This window comes from Chthoniobacterales bacterium (assembly GCA_035274845.1).
Taxonomy (GTDB): domain Bacteria; phylum Verrucomicrobiota; class Verrucomicrobiia; order Chthoniobacterales; family UBA10450; genus AV80.
The window spans coordinates 1-18,920 of record DATENU010000013.1 but is presented as its reverse complement, the minus strand read 5'-3'; the positions used below and the strand labels follow the sequence as shown (position 1 = coordinate 18,920).

Annotated in this window: 20 protein-coding genes; 7 read left to right on the top strand and 13 right to left on the bottom strand. The window is 59.5% G+C overall.

The window, feature by feature from the left end:
• Positions 1-27: 27 nt before the first annotated feature.
• Genes VJU77_09160 through trxB form a run of 4 tightly spaced genes read right to left on the bottom strand, consistent with a single transcriptional unit; the run spans position 28 to position 3,245 of the window.
• Positions 28-717 carry a hypothetical protein gene (locus VJU77_09160; GenBank protein HKP03513.1) on the bottom strand — a complete coding sequence of 230 codons (690 nt, stop codon included), beginning with the start codon at positions 715-717 and terminating at the stop codon, positions 28-30.
• Entirely contained in the window at positions 714-1,886 is a 1,173-nt protein-coding gene (locus VJU77_09155) for a glycosyltransferase (GenBank protein ID HKP03512.1), read from the bottom strand. The genes VJU77_09160 and VJU77_09155 overlap by 4 nt, the downstream gene beginning before the upstream one ends.
• Positions 1,883-2,275: a four helix bundle protein gene (locus VJU77_09150; protein ID HKP03511.1), complete on the bottom strand. Its 393-nt coding sequence runs from the start codon at positions 2,273-2,275 to the stop codon at positions 1,883-1,885. The genes VJU77_09155 and VJU77_09150 overlap by 4 nt, the downstream gene beginning before the upstream one ends.
• A gap of 46 nt (positions 2,276-2,321) precedes the next feature.
• Entirely contained in the window at positions 2,322-3,245 is a 924-nt protein-coding gene (gene trxB / locus VJU77_09145) for a thioredoxin-disulfide reductase (GenBank protein ID HKP03510.1), read from the bottom strand.
• A 223-nt stretch (positions 3,246-3,468) separates the two neighbouring features.
• Between trxB and VJU77_09140 the strand changes: the two genes are divergently transcribed.
• Positions 3,469-4,263, top strand: coding sequence for a DNA-formamidopyrimidine glycosylase family protein (locus VJU77_09140; protein ID HKP03509.1), 795 nt, complete (start codon positions 3,469-3,471; stop codon positions 4,261-4,263).
• A gap of 5 nt (positions 4,264-4,268) precedes the next feature.
• On the opposite strand, the gene VJU77_09135 is transcribed toward VJU77_09140, so the two are convergent.
• From VJU77_09135 to VJU77_09110, 6 genes are read right to left on the bottom strand one after another with little or no spacing between them, the layout of a single operon-like run.
• A complete protein-coding gene (locus VJU77_09135; GenBank protein ID HKP03508.1) occupies positions 4,269-5,816 on the bottom strand; it encodes a molybdopterin-dependent oxidoreductase in 1,548 nt (515 codons plus the stop codon).
• A 19-nt stretch (positions 5,817-5,835) separates the two neighbouring features.
• The gene (locus VJU77_09130; protein HKP03507.1) at positions 5,836-6,525 is read right to left on the bottom strand and encodes a glycosyltransferase family 2 protein; all 690 of its coding nucleotides are present in this window, start codon (positions 6,523-6,525) and stop codon (positions 5,836-5,838) included.
• Positions 6,522-7,538 (bottom strand): magnesium transporter, encoded by a 1,017-nt coding sequence (locus tag VJU77_09125; protein HKP03506.1) that lies wholly within the window; start codon positions 7,536-7,538, stop codon positions 6,522-6,524. Before VJU77_09125 ends, VJU77_09130 begins: the two co-directional genes overlap by 4 nt.
• A gap of 3 nt (positions 7,539-7,541) precedes the next feature.
• On the bottom strand, positions 7,542-8,669 hold the full coding sequence (locus tag VJU77_09120) for an NAD-dependent epimerase/dehydratase family protein (protein HKP03505.1): 1,128 nt from the start codon (positions 8,667-8,669) through the stop codon (positions 7,542-7,544).
• Positions 8,670-8,681: 12 nt separating this feature from the next.
• Positions 8,682-9,464 carry a TIGR04282 family arsenosugar biosynthesis glycosyltransferase gene (locus VJU77_09115; GenBank protein ID HKP03504.1) on the bottom strand — a complete coding sequence of 261 codons (783 nt, stop codon included), beginning with the start codon at positions 9,462-9,464 and terminating at the stop codon, positions 8,682-8,684.
• A 26-nt stretch (positions 9,465-9,490) separates the two neighbouring features.
• Complete coding sequence (locus tag VJU77_09110; protein HKP03503.1) at positions 9,491-10,255, bottom strand: class I SAM-dependent methyltransferase; 765 nt, start codon at positions 10,253-10,255, stop codon at positions 9,491-9,493.
• Positions 10,256-10,480: 225 nt separating this feature from the next.
• Between VJU77_09110 and VJU77_09105 the strand changes: the two genes are divergently transcribed.
• The 6 genes from VJU77_09105 (at position 10,481) to VJU77_09080 (ending at position 16,599) form a co-directional block, all read left to right on the top strand.
• The gene (locus tag VJU77_09105) at positions 10,481-11,308 is read left to right on the top strand and encodes a cyclase family protein (protein HKP03502.1); all 828 of its coding nucleotides are present in this window, start codon (positions 10,481-10,483) and stop codon (positions 11,306-11,308) included.
• 36 nt (positions 11,309-11,344) lie between these two features.
• Positions 11,345-12,214, top strand: coding sequence for a homocysteine S-methyltransferase family protein (locus tag VJU77_09100; GenBank protein ID HKP03501.1), 870 nt, complete (start codon positions 11,345-11,347; stop codon positions 12,212-12,214).
• 75 nt (positions 12,215-12,289) lie between these two features.
• The gene (locus tag VJU77_09095; protein HKP03500.1) at positions 12,290-13,090 is read left to right on the top strand and encodes a TVP38/TMEM64 family protein; all 801 of its coding nucleotides are present in this window, start codon (positions 12,290-12,292) and stop codon (positions 13,088-13,090) included.
• Positions 13,087-14,952, top strand: a complete 1,866-nt coding sequence (mnmG, locus tag VJU77_09090; protein ID HKP03499.1) for a tRNA uridine-5-carboxymethylaminomethyl(34) synthesis enzyme MnmG — start codon at positions 13,087-13,089, stop codon at positions 14,950-14,952. Before VJU77_09095 ends, mnmG begins: the two co-directional genes overlap by 4 nt.
• A gap of 19 nt (positions 14,953-14,971) precedes the next feature.
• Positions 14,972-15,601 (top strand): glycerol-3-phosphate 1-O-acyltransferase PlsY, encoded by a 630-nt coding sequence (plsY, locus tag VJU77_09085; protein ID HKP03498.1) that lies wholly within the window; start codon positions 14,972-14,974, stop codon positions 15,599-15,601.
• Positions 15,598-16,599, top strand: coding sequence for an NAD(P)H-dependent glycerol-3-phosphate dehydrogenase (locus VJU77_09080; GenBank protein HKP03497.1), 1,002 nt, complete (start codon positions 15,598-15,600; stop codon positions 16,597-16,599). Before plsY ends, VJU77_09080 begins: the two co-directional genes overlap by 4 nt.
• 73 nt (positions 16,600-16,672) lie before the next feature.
• On the opposite strand, the gene purN is transcribed toward VJU77_09080, so the two are convergent.
• The 3 genes from purN to VJU77_09065 are packed head-to-tail and all read right to left on the bottom strand — an operon-like array spanning position 16,673 to position 18,620.
• The gene (gene purN / locus VJU77_09075) at positions 16,673-17,251 is read right to left on the bottom strand and encodes a phosphoribosylglycinamide formyltransferase (protein HKP03496.1); all 579 of its coding nucleotides are present in this window, start codon (positions 17,249-17,251) and stop codon (positions 16,673-16,675) included.
• The gene (rfaE2, locus tag VJU77_09070) at positions 17,248-17,736 is read right to left on the bottom strand and encodes a D-glycero-beta-D-manno-heptose 1-phosphate adenylyltransferase (GenBank protein HKP03495.1); all 489 of its coding nucleotides are present in this window, start codon (positions 17,734-17,736) and stop codon (positions 17,248-17,250) included. The genes purN and rfaE2 overlap by 4 nt, the downstream gene beginning before the upstream one ends.
• Positions 17,733-18,620 (bottom strand): diacylglycerol kinase family protein, encoded by an 888-nt coding sequence (locus VJU77_09065; protein HKP03494.1) that lies wholly within the window; start codon positions 18,618-18,620, stop codon positions 17,733-17,735. The genes rfaE2 and VJU77_09065 overlap by 4 nt, the downstream gene beginning before the upstream one ends.
• Positions 18,621-18,920: the final 300 nt, after the last annotated feature.

Here is an 18,920-nt window from a genome sequence, read left to right as displayed (position 1 = left end):
GCGAAGGGGACGCCACAAGCGGGCCGGCTACATCCGCGAACGGATATCGACCGAGAGCGGCTCGGCGGTCTCGAGCGTCTTGATCACCGTGCTCAGGTAAACCGATTCCGGATAGTAGGCTTTGTATTTCGTGATCTCCGACCGGTTCATGACCTTGAATCCGTAGCGCTCGAACATTTTCTCCCCGCGCCGGCTCTCGAAGGTCACGATCTGCCCGTAAACGTGCTTTTCGCCGCACCGGTAGAGGTAACTCAGATAAGCGCTCATCAGGGCGCGCGTGGTCGACATTTTGCGCGCGTCCGCCAGCAGGTTGATGTGAAAATGCGGGGTGCGCCGGGGCGCGGCCGGGACTTCGCGCCAGCCGTTGCTGATCATCCAGCGGATGAAACGCCGGGAGCGCTCGTCGTAGCGCGGGTAACGCCAAAGCGCGCGCAGGAAGAGCCGGACATTCTGGCGAAACGCGTAGAACTGGTTCCAGAGCGGCTTGCGCGAGCCGAGCAAATAGCCCCGAATTTCGCCGTCGATCTCGAGGACGAACGAGGATTCCGGCTCCTTATCGGTGTAGTAGGTGGTGAGGAAGTCCGCGAAAAGTTCGTGGTCCTGAAAAACAGGGTCGATCGGCTCGCCCAAAAAGCCCGTTTGGCAGCATAAACGCCGCACCGCCCCGCGGTCGGACGCCCGGTAGCTGCGAATCGTGAATGCTCTCTCTTCCTTCATCTGGTTGACGCCTTGTAGTTTGAGCAGACCTCGCGATAAATGCAAAGGAGTCTCTCGAAAACTCGCGGCCAAGCATATTGCTCCGCAGCCTTCTCCGCGGCGACGCGCCCGAGCTCGCTCAAGTCGCGGTGGCTAAATCGTTCGATCGCATCCGCTAACGCTTCCGGCTCGTTTTGTTCCGCCCATGATTCCTGGTCGTGCAGAATTATTCCGTCAAGCCGGGAGCCGCGGATACCGACTACCGGTGTCCCGCAGGCCTGGCTCTCTAGGGCCACCAATCCAAATGTCTCCTGCCTTCCGGGATGAACGAACAGGTCGGCGGCGCGATAATAGCGCGCCAGCTCCAGCGGATCGGTGCAATACTGCAGCCAGCTCACCTGAGGCGTATCCGCTTGAAGAAGACGCAGTTGTTCGCGTTGCGGCCCATCGCCGATGACGAGGAAGGCAAAGTCCGGCCTGCGCTTCGCCAGGATTCGGAACGCCTCGAAAAGCGTGGCGGTATTCTTCTCCGGCGCCAGTCGGCCGACGTACAGAAGGAGCGTTTCACCGGAGTCGACGGCCACTCCAGGCGTCGCGGCGCCCTGGTCCGGTTCCGGGTGAAAATTGTTCGTGTTCACGCCCAGCGGAACGAGTCTCGTGTTCGTGACACCCCACTCCCTCAGGGTTTCCGCGAGGGGTTCCGACGGGACAAGCGTCGCCTCAAACCGGTTATACATCTTGCGGACGTAGCGTTGCGCCGCGGACATCAGCGATTTTCCCGCGCGCGCCCCGAGCAGCTTCGAGGCACTCCGCAAATAAGCCTCGGGAAAATGGGAATGATAAAAGGCGACAATCGGAACGCCTGCCGATTTGCCGAACGAGATCGCCTTCCACCCTACCTGATAAGGATCGCTCGATTCGACGATGTCCGGCCGCTCGCGCTCCAAAATTTCGCCGACCGTCCGCAGATCAAGGAGCGCGCGATAACGCGCTGTCTTGGAAATTATCGGCGACCGAATCGAATAAACCGAAGTTCGACCGTCACTTGTCCTCTCTGTCTTTTCCCCAGGCACAATCAGGACATGTTCGTCGCTCGTCTGCTCACGAATGTAACTGGCCTTCTCGTGAACGTACCGTTTCACGCCGCCGCTGAGCGGAGAATAGAATTGGGTCAGGTCGCAGACCTTCAAGATATTTGCAATTTGCGATTTGCGATTTGCGATTTCGCAAGCGAGTTCGAGGCAGTTTTCTTGGAAGCCGCGGTAATGGCAACAAGTTCGATCGCCTCGGTGAGCAATGGTTGGGTCTGTTTCGCGCGCAACAACTTTCCTTCAATGATCAGTTCAAGCCAAAATGCTGTCTCGTCCGCTTCTTCCTCGACCGTTCCGAGTTTGGAAATGAACTCCACTTTGGATCGTGCCCGGCAGGCTGCGCGGTAATTCGCTCCCACTGAGGTGCCGCTTCGCATTATTTGATTTCCAATCGCGCGGCCTTCGATCGATTTCGGCAGCGCGCCAACCAATTTCATAATTCGCAATGCGAACTGCTTTGTTCGCGTGATCAATTCTTGTTCGTTCATGGGGGGTTCCTCAATCGCAAATTGCAAATCGCAATTCGCAAATCCGCTAGCCGCCTCTGGCGGCCAAATACTTCTCCGCCTCCATCGCCGCCGCGCAGCCGGAGCCGGCCGCGGTGATCGCTTGTTTGTAAACGCGATCGGCGACGTCGCCGGCGATGAAAACGCCGGGGTGTTTGCTCTCGGCCAGATGTCTCGCGATCAGGTAGCCATCGGGGTCGGTCTCGAGCTTTCCTTGGAACGCTTTCGTGTTCGGATCGTGACCGATGGCAACAAACACGCACGCGACCGGCAGCTCGCGCTCCTCGTGCGTCTCGACATTGCGCAACAGGACCGCGCGCATTTCCCCTTTTTCATCCGGGATGTAACGCGTGACGACCGTGTTCCAGATCGGCTCGATTTGTTCGCAGGCCAGGACCCGGTCCGCCATGATCTTCGAAGCGCGGAGCTGGTCCCGTCGATGAATGAGGTAAACTTTCGAGGCGAACCGGGTCAGGAAAAGCGCTTCCTCCGCCGCGGAATCGCCGCCGCCGATCACGCAGACCGGCACATTTCGATAGAACGCTCCGTCGCAGGTCGCGCATGAGGTCAGTCCGTGGCCGACCAGTTTTTCTTCGTTCTCCAGTCCGAGCCAGCGGGCTGAGGCGCCGCTCGCCACGATCAGGGCGCGGGTTTCCAGCCATTCGTCGTCGGCTTTGATCCGAACATGATCCGCAAGGGGCTCGAAATCGGTCACTTCAGAATAGGCAAAGCGGGCGCCGAATTTTTCGGCCTGCGCGTGCATGTTGATGATGAGTTGCGGCCCATCAATCCCCTCGGGAAAGCCGGGGAAATTCTCCACGAGCGTGGTGGTAGACAATTGGCCGCCCGGCTGCCGGCCTTCTAGGACCAGCGGGCTGAGGTTCGCGCGCGCGGCATAAATGGCAGCCGTCAATCCCGCGCAACCGCTGCCGACGATAATCACCTTCTCCATCGCTGAAACCTAGCACAGGAAGCAAGGGCGCGTCGCGCAAGCAACCCGCTAAAACTCGAAATCCGAAAACCGAATTTCGAAACAATTACCAAATATCCAAATTGCCCAATGACCGAAACTTGCCCGGCGTGGAATGTTTTGAGCTTTTCCTCTTTTTTCCCTAATTCGAGCTCGTTTCGGATTTCGAAATTCGAATTTCGAGTTTCTCCCGCTATTTTCTCCGATGCCTGAGCTCGCCGAAGTGGAATACTTTCGCCGGCAATGGGACCCCGGCTTGGGACAAAAAATCCAGAAGGTCCAGCTCCACCGTCAGAAACGGATTTTCCGGGGAAACAATTCGCGCGCGATCGTCCGCGAGCTCACCGGCTCCCGGCTCTTGCGCTCGGAAGCTTGGGGAAAACAAATGCTGTTCGAATTCTCAGGCGGGAACTGGATCGGGATTCATCTTGGAATGACAGGCAAACTGCGTGTCGAGCGCGCCGGGTTTCGGCCGCAAAAGCACGACCACCTCGTGCTGCAGCAGGCCAAGCGCGCCCTGGTTTTTCGCGACGCCCGGCTCTTCGGGCGGGTCCGGTTTCATCACGGCAAATCCGCGCCGGATTGGTGGCGGAACGGAGCGCCGGATATCGCGTCCGCCGAGTTCGATCGAAACTTCTTCGACACCTTTCTTCGCCGGCACGGTCGCGCGCCTGTAAAAGCCGTCATTCTTTTGCAGCGCGGATTCGCCGGGATCGGAAACTGGATGGCGGACGAAATTCTCTGGCGGGCCAGGATCGCGCCACGCCGAATGGTTAACAGTTTATCCGCCGCCGAGCGCGCGCGTCTTTTCCGCCAAACCCGATTTGTCGCGACCGAATCGCTCCGGATCATCGCGCCAAAATTCGCCGATCCGCCGCGCGATTGGCTGATCCATCAAAAGTGGAAGCGCAACGGCGTGTGCCCGCGCCACCGAACGCCGTTGGAGAAAGCGATGATCGGCGGCCGGACCACCGCCTGGTGTCCGCGCTGCCAGAAGTAGCGGGGTCACGTCACATAAACCATGATCCGGTGGAATCCGGTTGTGCCTGATTTGAAGGGACGATCTTCGTCCAACTCCTGGACCTCTCCTTCGCCGTCGGTGGCGCGGACGACCAGCGCGTAATTGCCGGCCGCCATGGGCCGCCAGTCGTAACTCCAGAGCGCCCAGGTCAACTTCGTCCCGGGATAATCGAGCTTCGCTTCCTGCCAGGTCGCGGCGTCGTCGAAGCTGACTTCGACCCGCGAGATCCCACGATCGCCGCCGAAAGCCACCCCGCGGACCGCGACTCCATTCGCCGCGGTCGCGCTCGGAATAACCGATTCCGCGTCCGGCTCGTCGAAGCGCGAGCGCGTCGGCACGATGAAATCCGGGCCCCATCCTTGTTTCTCATAAAAGCCAACCGCGCTGTCGTCAGCCACTTCGATGCGCGTGATCCATTTCACATGTTTCTCGCCGAAATATCCGGGGACAATGACTCGCGCCGGGAACCCGTGACGGTCCGGCAACGTCTCGCCGTTCATTTCGTAAACGACAAGCGTGGTTGGATCCATCGCCTTCTCGAGCGGGAAAGTGTCGGTGTAATTATCGACGCCATGGAGGCGGACTTTTGTTGCGCCGGGAAGCGTTGTCGCCGCGTTCAGGAGCGCGCTCATTGGCACGCCCTTCCATTTCGCATTGCTCATCAGGCCGGCGTCGAGTCCGTTGCTGATGCACATGAGGGTCGTCTCCTGTTCGACCGCTGAAAGCGCCTTCAATCGATCGAGCTGGTAGGTCTGGGGCGTTTTCACCAGCCCTGTGATTTCGAGGCGCCAGAGATTTGGATCTACCTTGGGGTCGACGACATTTTTGGTGACGCAATAGAACAGGTCGTTAGGCGTGATCGCCCGGACGACCCGGCCTTTGTACTGCGTTCCGTCGTAACTGAAAGTGGCGATCTGATACAGCCGGCGGAGAAGCGCGGCGCCGCCGCCCGCAGCCAGGAGCGCGAGGCCGCCGGTAATCAGGGCGCGACGCCCAATCGGGGGGCTAAATTCTTCGCCGTTAATCTTGACGCGCGGCTGGGTGAGATACCGAAAGACGAGCGCGAGCGTTCTCTCGAAGACGACGAAGCTCGCCAGCAATCCCGCCAGGGTGACGACAGCTCCGCGATTGATTGGCAGACCGTGGTAATGGGTGCCGAGCACGGGCCACAGGAAAATCCCAACTGCGACCAGCGGAAGAAGAGTGAAAATCGCAACCGACGCGGGGAATGAATTGCGATCACGGCGTCGCATGGCCAGGCCGTAGATCATTCCGCCGAGCGCCCCAACGAGCAGTTGACCGCCCATGACCGACCCGACGCCGAGTTGTTTCATGTTGTTGTAACCGCCCACGCGACCCATCAGCGAAAGGAAGGTATCGGCCGGGATGAAGACCGAGATGCGGTCGCCGAAAATCACCAGCGGCGTCGCCACGCCGAAGAGCCAGGCGAGCAACAGCATCGTTACGGTCATGAGCAATCCGGCAATGAATCCAGCCAGAGCGCCGGAGCCGATTGCGCGAAGCCGCGTCATGGGGTCGAGATTGGCAGGATCAACGCTCGAAAGCCACGCGAAAGAGCGTGGCGATGATGCGAATGCCGGCCACGAATGTGCCTCGGAGGGTCCCCGAGACCTTGGACTCGCCACCCGTCCGGCACCGATGATCAACGGGGACCTCCAGGATTCGCAATCGCGCCCGGGCGGCCCGCATCTGCATTTCGAGATTCCATCCGTAGGTCTCTTCTTTCATCCCAAGGCGTTCGAGCGCGCCGCGCCGGATCGCCCGGAACGGGCACATGTCGGAATAGCGAACGCCATAGAGTAGCCGAAGAAGAAAGCCGGCGATTCGCCCCGCGAAAACCTGCTGGAAATTCATGCTGCCCGGTTCGCGATTCCCGCGGGTGCGCGATCCAATCACAAAATCTTGGTCGCCCCGAACGACAGGCGCGACCAGCTGCCCCATGAACTCGGGACAATCACTCCCGTCGCCGTCCAGGAAAACCACGATCTCGCAGTCGGGCGAGAGCGCGCTCACGCCCGCGGCGCAGGCGCGCCCGTAGCCGGGCGTCGGCTCCGCCACCACCTTGGCCCCGGCGCCCCGCGCTCGTTCGGCGGTGCGATCGGTGCTGCCGTTGTCCACCACGATCACCTCGTCGGGCAACCCGGTCGCCAGACAATCCCGCACGACCGCGGCGATCGGCTCCTCTTCGTTTAGCGCCGGAATAATTACGGAGATCCTCATCCGAGAAGGAACCAGGCCAGCGAAAAATAAAACGCCAGCGCGCAAAAATCGGTCACGGCGAGCGTGACAGGGCCGGCCGCGATTTTCGGATCCAGTTTCAGCCAATGCAAGAACGATGGGACGCTGAAGCCGAACAAACACGCGCTCACGAGTGAGACGGCGATGCTGGCGCCAACGACGACGGCGCCTTTCGGGTGGTGCCGCCAGACCAAAACGATGAGGCCGACGACAATTCCCAGCGCCAGCCCGAGCAGAACCGCGATCGCCAGTTCGCGCCGGAGATTGTGCAGAAACCAGCGGCGCGTGAGGGTGTTCGCGCGCAAGGCTTGGATCGTCAGGGTCATCGATTGCATGCTCACGCTTTCGTTGAGGCCGAGGACCATCGTAAGAAAAAAGGTGATCACGAGACTGCCGGCGAGCGTCGTTTCAAACGCGCCGGCGAGCAGAGCGCAGGCCGTCCCCGCCCCAACCGTCGCAAGCAGCCAGGGGAAACGGTAACGGAACACCCGCCAGGGCGAAGCGCCCCGAACCTGGGAAAGACGAAAGCCGAGCGCTTCGAAAACATCGTCCGCCACCTGGGCGACGGTTCGTCGCTCTTCTTCCCGCTCGCCGGCCTCAAGCATTTCTTCGGCGAACAGACTCACATCCACGACGCCGATCACGCGCCGCTCGCTGTCCACCACCGGAAAGGCAAAAAATTTGTAGAGCACGAAAAACTCGCACGCCTCCAGGACGCTCGCGCTCGCTGGAATAGCGACCACCTTTCGCACCATGATTTCCTCCAACCGCGTCTCGAGCGGCGCGGTCAGCAGACGCCGGGTCGGTAAAACACCAACCAGCTTTTCGTCGGCGTCGGTCGCGAAAAAATAAATTACGCGTTCGCCAATGCCTTCGCGTCGGATGCGGTCGAGCGCTTCGGCCACAGTCATCCGCGCATCGAGCAGCGGAAAATCCTTCCGCGCATGCTCGGCGACCGATGAATTGAAATCCGGGAGCCCGACCGTCTCGCTCACCGCCTACCTTACGCGATGAACGATGCCTTTGCTGCGAAGAATGTCCGCCGCTTCGCCAAAGTAATCGCGCACATCGGCCTGTTGTCGGATCCAATCGAGATAGCGGCTGATTCCGGCGACGAGATCAACTTGCGGCGTGTAGCCGGCCGCGCGAATGCGTCCCGTGTCGCTCGTTAGGTGGCGCATTTCGCCGGGACGGAATTCGCCGTTCACTTCCGGCGCGAGCCGGATTCCAAGCGCGTCCGAGATGTAATCGGCGATCCTGCGAATGCTGACGCCGGCGCCGCTCCCGACGTTGACCGGAAGCCCATCGAGCTGGTCGCTCTCGGCCGCGAGGAGGTTCGCCCGCGCGATGTCTTCGACAAACGAGAAGTCGCGGGTCTGTTCCCCATCTTCGAATAGGACCGGCGGCAGATCATTCAGCAGCCGGGTGCAAAAAATGGCGATCACGCCGGTGTAAGGATTGAAGATCGATTGGCGCGGGCCGTAGGTGCAGGAATAGCGGAGCGCGACCGTCGGGATCCCGATTTGTTTGCCCCAGAGCAGGACCAGTTTTTCCTGGTCCACTTTGGTCAGGCCATAAACGGTTTCGCCGCCGACCGGCGCGCGCTCTGGAGTCGCCGCACTTTTCGTGACGGCCTGGCAGATTGGGCAACGGACCGACCAATCGCCCCGTTGCAATTGCTCAACCGGGCGAACGTCCGGAAAAACGAGGCCGTGTTCCGGGCAGGTGCCGGCGCCCTCGCTGTAAACCGCCTGCGAAGAGGCGACGACGATCTTCTTAATCGGCAGGTTCTGTTCACGAATGACCTCGAGCATCTGGGCCGTCCCGAAGCTGTTAACCCGGACGTATTTTGCGATTTCCGGCATGTAGCCGCCATAGGCCGCCTGGTGAAAAACGACGTCGATGTCGCGCAACGCAGCGGAAATTGTTTCACGGTCGGTTACATCGCCTTCGACAAATTCCGCATCGGCGCTGACCCAGGCCGGCTTGCCTTTGCGATGCGTTTGCGGCTCGAGATTGTCGAGGACTCGCACCGTCCAGCCTTCGCGGCGCAACAGATCGGTAACGTGCGATCCAATCAGGCCCGCGCCACCGGTGACCAAGGCCCGTTTCGGGTGAGGCTTCATTTGCTCAATTCGTTAGGCCACGCCTGCAGGCCAGATCCGGCTCCGGCCTTCGCGCTCCAGTAATGCAGACAGAAAGTCACGCGTTGCCGGCGCTGCGAATCCTCCGGCGCCGCTCCCATTCGAGTCAAAAAACTCGCCGCAGAGCTGCGCGAGGGTTGTTCGGTCATCCACGTCGTACCACGTTGGCAATAAGTGAACCGGCAAAGCGAGTTCGCGCGCGGCGGCCATTGTTTGTTCGAGCACGCGCTCGGTGCTCCAGTCGATTTGCTCGAACAATCTGTGGTGACGTTTCTTCAGCCCGATCAGGTAATAGCCGCCGTCATGGGAGGGGCCCAACACCACGCAATCTTCAGCGCCGGCCAGATATTCGACGGCCTGCGCGAAAGCCGTCGCGGGCACTGTAGGGCTGTCGGAATTGATCAGGCAGAGCGAAGCGAACCCGAGTTGAAGCAAATCTTCCGTTGCCGCCGCAAGTCGTTCCCCGAAGGCTTCGCCTCGTTGCGGCATCAAGACAAAATCGTCCGGTAGAATCTGGGCATACGCTCCCTCGGCTCCCACCGGCGTATAGACCGCCACCACCTGCGAACGTTTCTTGTCAGCGCTCGCGATCGCCGCGGCCGTGTCCCGAAGGAAACAAACATTCAGGTCCGCGGCTTCTTCTGGCGTTAACGGCGGCGTCAGGCGCGTTTTTACCCGGCCGGCTTGGGGCGCCTTGGTCATGACCGCCAGGGCGCATACTCCCGGCGGGACCTGGGTGCCAGCGCGCGGATCAAGGATGCGATGAGTCGCATTCATCAGGCGTTCCGAACAGCCGCTGCCCGTTAGTCCTTTTCGCAGAGCGCGTATTGATATCGTCCCTCGCGCCAGGTTTCGATCCGCCTCCATGGTTGGGTGGCGAAAAGCCGGTTCATTTCGCGGGTCGACAAGACTCGGGCTCGTGTCGGCTCCCGGTATCCATTCTTAAAGTGGGTAAGCCCGGCCAACAGCCACATCATGAACAGCGGGATCGACGCCCAGAACGCCCATCGCGGCTCTGCGATAAAACAACGCCCTCCCGGCCGCAACACGCGATGCATTTTCGCGACAGCCTGTCGCCGGTTGGGCAGCACCGTAAAAAGTCGCGAGGCGATCAAGACGTCGAAACTTTCGTCCGGCAGCGATAACTCGAGCACGTTGTCGCTGTGAAACCGGCAGTTTTTCAGGCCAAGCTTGTTCCTTTTTTCCCGGGCCCAGCTCAGCTGGCTGGGAGAACGATCCACTCCCAACACGGAAATCTGAGGGAAGCGTTCCGCTAATCGACAGGAATAGAACCCCGGTCCGCAACCTAGCTCGATCACTTTCTCTCCCGTGGCCGGCTCTCGGCTCGGCCAAAGAGTCTCAATCATCCTCCTGGTATCGTCTCGGAAAAGCCTTTCGCGGCAGAAGATGTAAAGCCACGCAAAATGCTCAAATAGACTGTCGCTCGAGACGTCGCTCTCTTCCTGATGAGGAATGGCCGCGATCGCTTCTGGGGCGGCAGCCGAAGGCATCGGGAACACGGCTTGTTCCGAGAGCGTTGTCGGGGTTTGCGGGAGAGTTTTTAACACCTTCTTTAAGATTTAGATTTTAATCGCGCTCCAGTTCTTAATCTTATCGTCGCGAACAACTCTGGTGGACTCTTGATTTCGCCTCTCAAACTGAGCGAAACGCGCCTTGTTGATAACACTGGGCGCGGAACCCGACAAATCGGTTCGCGCTAAAACCAGACGAAACCTATTGGGGCTTATTCGAACTTGTTGGCTTCTTGTTGAGGGATCGTTTAACAACGCGGAATGAGGATCAATAAGATTGGCGGGCTCGTAGGACTCCTCCTCGGCTGTTTTATTCCCGCCAGCTTCGCGGGCGAACCGACGCTCTTGGAGATCCAAAAGATTTTGACCGGGAAGAAGATGGTCGATCTGACCCATCCCTTCGAGCCGGGCATTCCGAAGTGGAAAGGGTTCCCCGATGAAAAGCGGGAGGTCGCGTATTGGTACGAGAAAGGGCGAGGCACGCGCGGCGAAGGATTTTTCAGCGAAATATTCACTCACGTCGGGCAGTGGGGAACGCATGTGGATCCGCCGGCCCACTTCGTTAAAGGCCTGCGAACCGTGGATCAAATCACGCTCCAGGAAATGATCCTGCCGCTCGTGGTGATCGATGTTCACGCGGAGGCGGCAAAAAATCCTGACTACACCTTGAGCCTTGAGCGGGTCAAGAAATGGGAGACCGACCACGGGCGCATCCCGACCGGCGCCTTCGTCGCGATGCGAACCGATTGGTCGAAGCGCTGGCCCGATTCGGCCGCGATGGAGAATGCGGATTCGGCCGGGGTTTCGCATTATCCAGGTTGGAGCCTGCCGGCGCTTAAATACTTGTATGAGGACCGCAAAATCACCGCTTCGGGCCATGAGACGACAGACACAGATCCCGGCGTCGCAACGACAAAGGACGACTACTCCCTTGAGACGTTTGTCCTGCAGACAAATCATTATCAAATAGAGTTGCTCACGAATCTGGACCAGGTCCCCGAAAGCGGGGCGATTGTGGTGGTGAGTTTTCCGAAACCGAAAGGCGGCTCAGGATTCCCGGCGCGCATATTTGCGATTTGTCCGCGCTGACGAACTGACAGGACGAATCGAGCGGTCGCGATTCGAATGAATTTGCTCGACGAGATCGGAACCAGGGTCGTCTGCGGAGACGGGGCAATCGGCACGATGCTGCTCGAAGCGGGTGTTCCGCTGACCAGATGTTTCGAGGAATTGTGCGTGTCTGAGCGGGGCCGGATTCGAAAGATCCACGATGAATACATTCGCGCCGGAGCTCGGGTGATCGAGACGAACAGTTTTGGCGCGAACGCAGTGCGTTTAGCGCGGTTTGGATTGGAAGGGCGAGTCGGGGAGATCAACCGCGCGGCGGTGGCGGTCGCCAGTGAAGCCGCCAGGAACAAGGAAGTGTATGTGGCCGGAAGTGTCGGACCGCTCGGTATTACCGGTGAAGAAGCGGCGCGGCGCGGGATCGATCGGCAGGGTTGTTTTCGCGAACAGATCAGTGCGCTCCTGGAAGGCGGGGTCGACCTTATCTTTTTCGAGACGTTCACGAACGTCGAGGAAATGACGATTGCGCTCCGGGCCAGGAACGATGTGGGCGGCGTTCCCGAGATCTGTTCGTTCGCATGCGCGCCCGATGGCCGGCTGTCGGACGGGATTTTGCTGGCCGATGCTTTCGCGCAGCTTCGCGAACAGGGCGCGAAAATGCTGGGAGTGAATTGCCTGAACGACCCGCGGGGAATGGTCGAATTGCTTCGGCGGTTGCCCGCGCAAGATTGGCTCGCGGTTTATCCCAGCGCCGGCCAGCCGAAGGAGAACGCCGGCCGTTTTGTCTACGAGGTCGGACCGGATTGCTTCGCGGATGCTGCGCGGGAGTTGATCGTCACGGGGGCGCGTTTGCTCGGTGGCTGTTGCGGGACGACTCCCGACCACGTCTCGGCGCTGGCAAAGGCGATCGCGGAAAATTCTTCGAGCTAAAAGTGGCGACAAGTCGTTAGGCCAACGGACCGAATCGGATTTGCGTGAGGCGTTTGCAGCGGTGAGTGTTGCGCGATGGTCAAAATGCGCCGCGCGATTATTATGCAGATTGCCGGGCTGGCGCTTGTCGTAACGACGCTCTTTGTTCTTTCCCGCCTCTTCCCGGTCGTGGATTTCATCGCGGAGGTTCAGCAACACGTCATGCGGTGGGGAGCGTGGAGCGCGATTTGGTATCCGCTGCTTTATGCTTGCTGCAATGTGCTTCTGCTGCCCGGCGGTGTCCTCAGCGTTGGGGCGGGGTTTTTCTTCGGGCTTTGGTGGGGTTTTCTGATTGCGCTGCTGGGAAACGTCGGGGGAGCCGCGATTTCCTTTTTTATAAGCCGTTGGATTGGAAAGCAATGGCTGCGGCGGAAACTGCTTCGAAATCGGACTCTGGTGGCGCTGGAGCCTGCGGTGGAGAGAGAGGGGTGGAAGATCATTCTGCTGAGTCAGCTGCACCCGCTCTTTCCGACGAGTCTGCTCAATTACCTCTACGGACTCACCCGGATCCGTTTTCGGACGTGTATGTTATGGGTAGCGATTGGCCAGGCGCCGGGGCTCTTCCTGTATTCGTATCTGGGGACGCTGGGGCAATATGGGCTCAATCTGGCCCGGGGGAAAACGCATCCCCGGGCGATCGAATATTGGATTTGGCTGGGCGGTTTTGCCAGCGCGGCAGTAGTACTTATCATATTGGGCCGAATAGCATTACGTTTAATGCAAAAAGTTGAACAGGATGCATCTCGAGAGAGGCCACCCGAAGCAACTAGCACCATAATGGCACCCGAGCCTGCTTTGGCCAAGCCTAGGAATTGGCACGTTCCACGTGGAACATGAACCCTCAATCGGACCCCCAAGTTGTCGTTATTGGTAGCGGCCATGCCGGAGTGGAAGCGGCCTTGGCCTCAGCCCGGTTGGGCACGCCCACCCTTCTCCTCACTCAAAATCTTGACACCATTGCTCAGATGTCCTGCAACCCAGCGATCGGGGGATTAGCCAAAGGCCATATCGTTCGCGAAATCGATGCCCTCGGCGGGGCGATGGGAATTAACGCCGACGCCACCGGGATCCAGTTTCGGATGCTGAACCGGACGAAAGGGCCAAGCGTTCGGGCGCCGCGAGCCCAATGCGACAAGAAGGCGTACCAATTCCGAATGAAAGCGGTCTTGGAGCGGACGCCGGGATTGCGAGTTCGCCAGGCAACAGTTTCCGAAATTCTGACCGGTCCAGACGGACGGGTGACCGGGGTAAAAACAGATCTCGGCATTGAATTCCCAGCTGGAGCGATCGTGATTACCTCAGGCACTTTTTTGAGGGGCCTTCTTCACGTCGGCGCCCATTCTCAACCGGGCGGGCGAATGGCCGACACGAGCTCGAGCCTGAGTGATTCCTTGCGGCGGTTGGGTTTTACCGTAGGCCGTTTCAAGACTGGAACGCCGTGTCGGATCAGCGGTCGCTCCATCAATTTTGATCGGTGCGACAAACAGCTGGGAGATGAGCCGCCCCCGCCTTTCAGCTTTCTTGGTCCCTCGGCCGTCGCACCAAACGACGTTTTTACCCTGAATCAGGCCGGGTTCCACGTGGAACAATTACCCTGCTGGATCACCCACACTACGCCCGAGACGCACGACATTATCCGAAAAAACCTTCATCGTTCGGCCCTCTATTCCGGCCGGATTGAAGGCACCGGGCCGCGCTATTGCCCCTCGATCGAGGACAAGGTGGTTAAGTTTGCCGACAAAACTGGCCACCAAGTTTTCCTGGAGCCGGAGGGCCGGCATACCGACGAATTCTATGTGAATGGAATGTCGACAAGTCTTCCGTACGAGGTGCAGGTTGAGTTCATTCGCTCTATTCCCGGCCTCGAAAAGGCTGAGATCATGCGCCCCGGTTACGCCGTCGAGTACGATTATTTCCCGCCGACCCAGCTTAACGCCACGCTCGAAACAAAGCGGGTAGAAGGCCTCTATTTTGCGGGTCAGGTAAATGGCACTTCCGGGTATGAAGAGGCTGCCGCTCAAGGACTTATATCTGGCACAAATGCAGCCTTGAAGCTTCAGCACAAGGTACCGTTCACCCTGTCACGGAGCGAAGCTTATATCGGCGTCATGATCGACGACCTGACCACGAACGGGACCGACGAGCCGTATCGCATGTTCACCAGCCGAGCCGAAGACCGACTTTCGCTGCGCCAGGACAATGCCGACCAGCGCCTGACCACAAAAGGGTTCGAGACCGGATTGGTCGACCAGACACGCCACGCCGCCTTCCGCGGGAAAATGGAGGAGCTGCAAAAGTTGCGGCAAGCGACCGATGAAGTCCGGATCGACGGCAAACTGGTCAGTTCATTGTTGAGAATGCCCGGCTTCGATTTCGATTCTCTGCCTGCAGACATCCAGCAACTCGCCACTCGAGAAGTATGGGACTTGGTGGAAACCGATCTCAAGTATGCAGGATATGTGCAACGCCAGGCCGCCCAAAACGCCAAGCTCGAGCGAGACCGGATGCGGCCAATCCCTCCCGACATCGATTACGAAATGATTTCCGGATTACGGCGCGAGACCCGCCAAAAATTATCAGCGATCCGGCCGCCGTCGCTCGGCCACGCAGCCCAGGTGAGCGGGATCACGCCAGCCGATGTCTCAATCATTTCGATCTGGCTCCAGAAACGGAAATTAACGCATTCTAAGAGCGGTTAGCGCACCGGCGAACAAAACTGTGTGGTCGATCGTTCTCATCCTTTCCCTGCTCGGTTACCTGTTCGGCTCGTTCCCCGCCGGATACGTGGCCGGTCGTCTCGCCGGCATTGATATTCGGACCGTCGGAAGCGGGAACATTGGCGCGACAAATGTTCTCCGCGTCCTTGGAAAAAAATGGGGCTACGCGGTTTTCTTTATCGACGCGCTGAAAGGTTTTGCGGCCGTTCGCCTCGCCCTTCTCCTGATCCAATTTTGGCCGGAAGCCAAGCCGTTCAGTGTTCAGCTGACGATCCTTACCGGCGTCATGTGCATCATCGGACATAATTTTCCGGTCTGGCTGCGATTCAAAGGCGGCAAAGGCGTGGCAACGTCCGCCGGGGTCCTCTTCGGCCTGCTGCCCGCGGCCGTGCCGATCGTCTTCCTGATTTGGATCATCGTTTTCGAGACGACGCGCTATGTTTCCGTCGCTTCGATCGTCGCCGCGATTTCGTTGCCGGTTGTTGTCGGCCTCTTTCTCCATTGGAACTTTATTGAAGGCCCCGCGCTCCTTTATTTCTCCACGCTGATCGCGCTGATGGTGCTGTGGCGGCATCGCTCGAATTTTTCTCGTCTTCTTAACGGGACCGAACAACGTTTCACCCGGAAGTGAGCATTCAACGCACGGCAATCGTCGGGGCAGGCGGCTGGGGCACCGCCCTGGCCATTCTTTGGGCGAAGCGCGGCAACGATGTGATCCTCTGGGGCAACGACCCCGACCGGGCCGCGAAGTTGCGCGCGTCCCGCGAAAACGCCGACTACCTGCCGGGGGTGAAGCTTCCCGACTCGGTGCAAGTCACGAGCGACATCGCCGAGTGCGCCGGCGCCGACCTGATTGTTTTCGTCACGCCATCCACTGCCTTGCGCGCCGTCGGGGCGAGGCTGCGCGACGCGCTCTCGAATTCGAAACCGATCCTCCTCAGCGGAACCAAGGGGATCGAACACGGCAGCGGATTGCGGATGAGCGAGATCCTGAATACGATCTTTCCCGACAACACGATTGCGGTCCTTTCCGGTCCGAACCTCGCCGCTGAAATCGCGCGGGATTTGCCGACCGCAGCCGTTCTCGGTTGCCGCAATCCGGACTGCGCGGAGGAGCTGCAATCTTATCTGGGCAGCGAACGTTTCCGGATTTATTCGAGCGACGAAACGATCGGGATCGAGCTCGGCGGGGCTTTGAAGAATGTGTTCGCGATCGCGGCGGGTGTGAGTGACGGGTTTAGGCTCGGCGATAACTCGAAAGCGGCGCTGGTGACTCGCGCGCTAGCCGAGTTGCTTCGGCTGGGGACTGCGATGGGAGGAAATCCGAGAACGTTCTACGGCTTGAGCGGCGCGGGAGATTTGATCGCGACCTGTTTCAGCCAGCATAGCCGGAATCGTCGACTCGGAGAACGCATCGGCCGCGGCGAAACGTTGGCGCAAATAGCAGCCGGCACCCACATGGTGGCGGAAGGCGTTCCGACCGCGAGAAGCGCTTACGAATGCGCGCGCAAACTGAACATCGAAACGCCGATCATCGATCAGATTTATTCCATCCTGCACGAAGGGAAGAGGCCTGACCAGGCGCTGCAGGAGCTGCTCGCTCGCGATCAAAAAGCAGAACGCCGGTAGGCGTTGAGACTGTGAATGGTGATAGGTGATCGGTGAATGGATTCTATTCACCAGTCACTGATCACTATTCACTCTAAGCTTCGGCGAACCGCGCGATCACTTCCGGATAAAGAGCGCGCTCTGCGATTTGAATGCGTGCATGCAACGACTCCGCGGTGTCGCCGGGCACGATGGGCACTTTGCGTTGCGCAACGATTTCGCCGCTGTCGATTCCAGCGTCCACGTAATGGACCGAGCAACCGGTCATGTTTTCGCCGGCGGCGAGAGCCTGTTTCCACGATTCGATCCCCGGAAATTTTGGGAGCAACGAGGGATGGATATTGATGATGCGGCGGGGGAATGCGGCGAGCATCGGTTCTTTCAACACCCGCATGAAACCGGCCAGGACCACCAGCTCGACACCGGCGTCTTCGAGTAACTTCACCAGTTCCATTTCCACCGTAGGCTCGAGACGGGTCCGGAATTTTCCCGGCGGCAGGTAAGCGTTCGGAACCCCGAATTCGCGCGCGATATCGAGGATGCCGGCATCGAAGACATCCGACACCACCAGGTGCGCTTCAGCCGCCAGCTTGCCCGCGCGGATTTGTTCGAGGATCGCGCGGCAATTGCTGCCTTTGCCCGAGCCGAGGATTCCGAGCGCAAGCTTCTTCATGGCGCGCCGGCCTTCGTGATCTTCTCCAGCAAGCTCGAAGTGGAATAACCTTTCTCGAACGGCAGGATGCGAATCTCGGCGCCAGCCCGTTCCAGAGCGGCCCGCTCGTCGGCGTCCAACGTCTCTCGCGTGTAGTCGCCGCCTTTGACATAAATCGAAGGGCGCACTTTCGCGAGCAGGTGGGTCGCGCGGGTCTCGGCAAAGATGGTGACGTGATCTACACAGGCGAGCGCAGCCACCACTTCAGCCCGGTCCGCCGCGCTATTCAGCGGCCGGCCGTCTCCCTTCAACGCGCGGACCGATTCATCGCCATTGATCGCCACGGCCAGCGCATCGCCCAGGGCCCGGGCCGCCTGGAGATAACGAACGTGGCCGGTGTGCAACAAATCGAAACAGCCATTGGTGAAAACCAGCTTCCGCCCATTCGCGCGCATTTTTTCGCCGATCGCTTCCAGCTGATCCGCGTTGACGATTTTTTCGCTCATGGCTTTGGGACTGCGAAACGTAATGCGCGCGGCAGAATTTCAAAACGAGCCGGCTCATTTCCGACCAGTTCGCCGTCGACATTAAACCACATGCCCGGCTTCGAATTCACCGTGAGCTTGGCGGCCCGGCGGAAGACTATCGCGTCGCTCGAGAGATGCGTGCCCAGCGCCACGGAGCCGGCGAGCAAGGCCAGCTCCGGCGCGGACCGTTTCTGGATCAGGATAATGTCGAGCAACCCGTCATCGACCGAGGCCTCGGGCGCGATCAAAGTCCCGCCCGCCACGTAGCGGCCATTGGCCACCACCACATTGTAAAGGTCGAGCATCAACGATTCGGTATTATCGAAAGCGAGCGTCGTCTGATAGGCGCGCAATTCCGGCAAGGCGGCAGCGGCGCTGCGCAAATAGGCCAGAGGTCCCCACGTTTTTTTCATCTCCGTTGTCAGCTTCTCATTCACCAACCCGCTGAAGCCGCCCGCGGAAACGTTGATGAAATAGCGAACCTCGTCACTCGTGACGCGCACCAGATCGATCGCACGGGTCTCGCCGCCGCGAATCACGTCGATGGCCGCCTCAACGTCGGTCGGTAACCCAAGGCTGCGCCCGAAATCGTTGCCAGTCCCAAGCGGAAGCAATCCGACCCGCACGTCCCCGGCATTTTCCGCTATTCCATTGATCACGCCGTTGAGGGTGCCGTCTCCTCCCGCGGCGACAATCTGCTCCGCGCCCTTGCGAATTGCCGTGCGGGCGAGGCGGGCCTCGGAGCCAACTTTGGTGGTGAGGCAAACGTCTGCGTCAAGCAGCCGCCCGATCCGTTTCGCGAGCTCGTCCGGATCGCGCACCGATCCAGCCGAGGGATTGAGAATAACGCACGTTTTTGCCATTGCTGTTCAAGACGAAGAATCAAACAGGTTGGGCTACCCCGCCTGACGGCGCAACGATTTATGGAGACTCGACACGGCGGCAGCCCAGCCGGCAGAATTAGCGAGTTAAGGCCGCAGGAATGGAAAATGGTTCTATGAAAACGCCAAAAAGGGTCAGAGTGGGATTGCCCTGATTTTTCGGACAGTGAATTGGGGATCAATTCTTTTGGTTTAGTTGGGATTCAAAGACAATGGGACTGCGGTAAGCAAGACTGGAGTGGAGGCGAACGCGGTTATAAAAGGTCTCGATGTAGTTGAAGA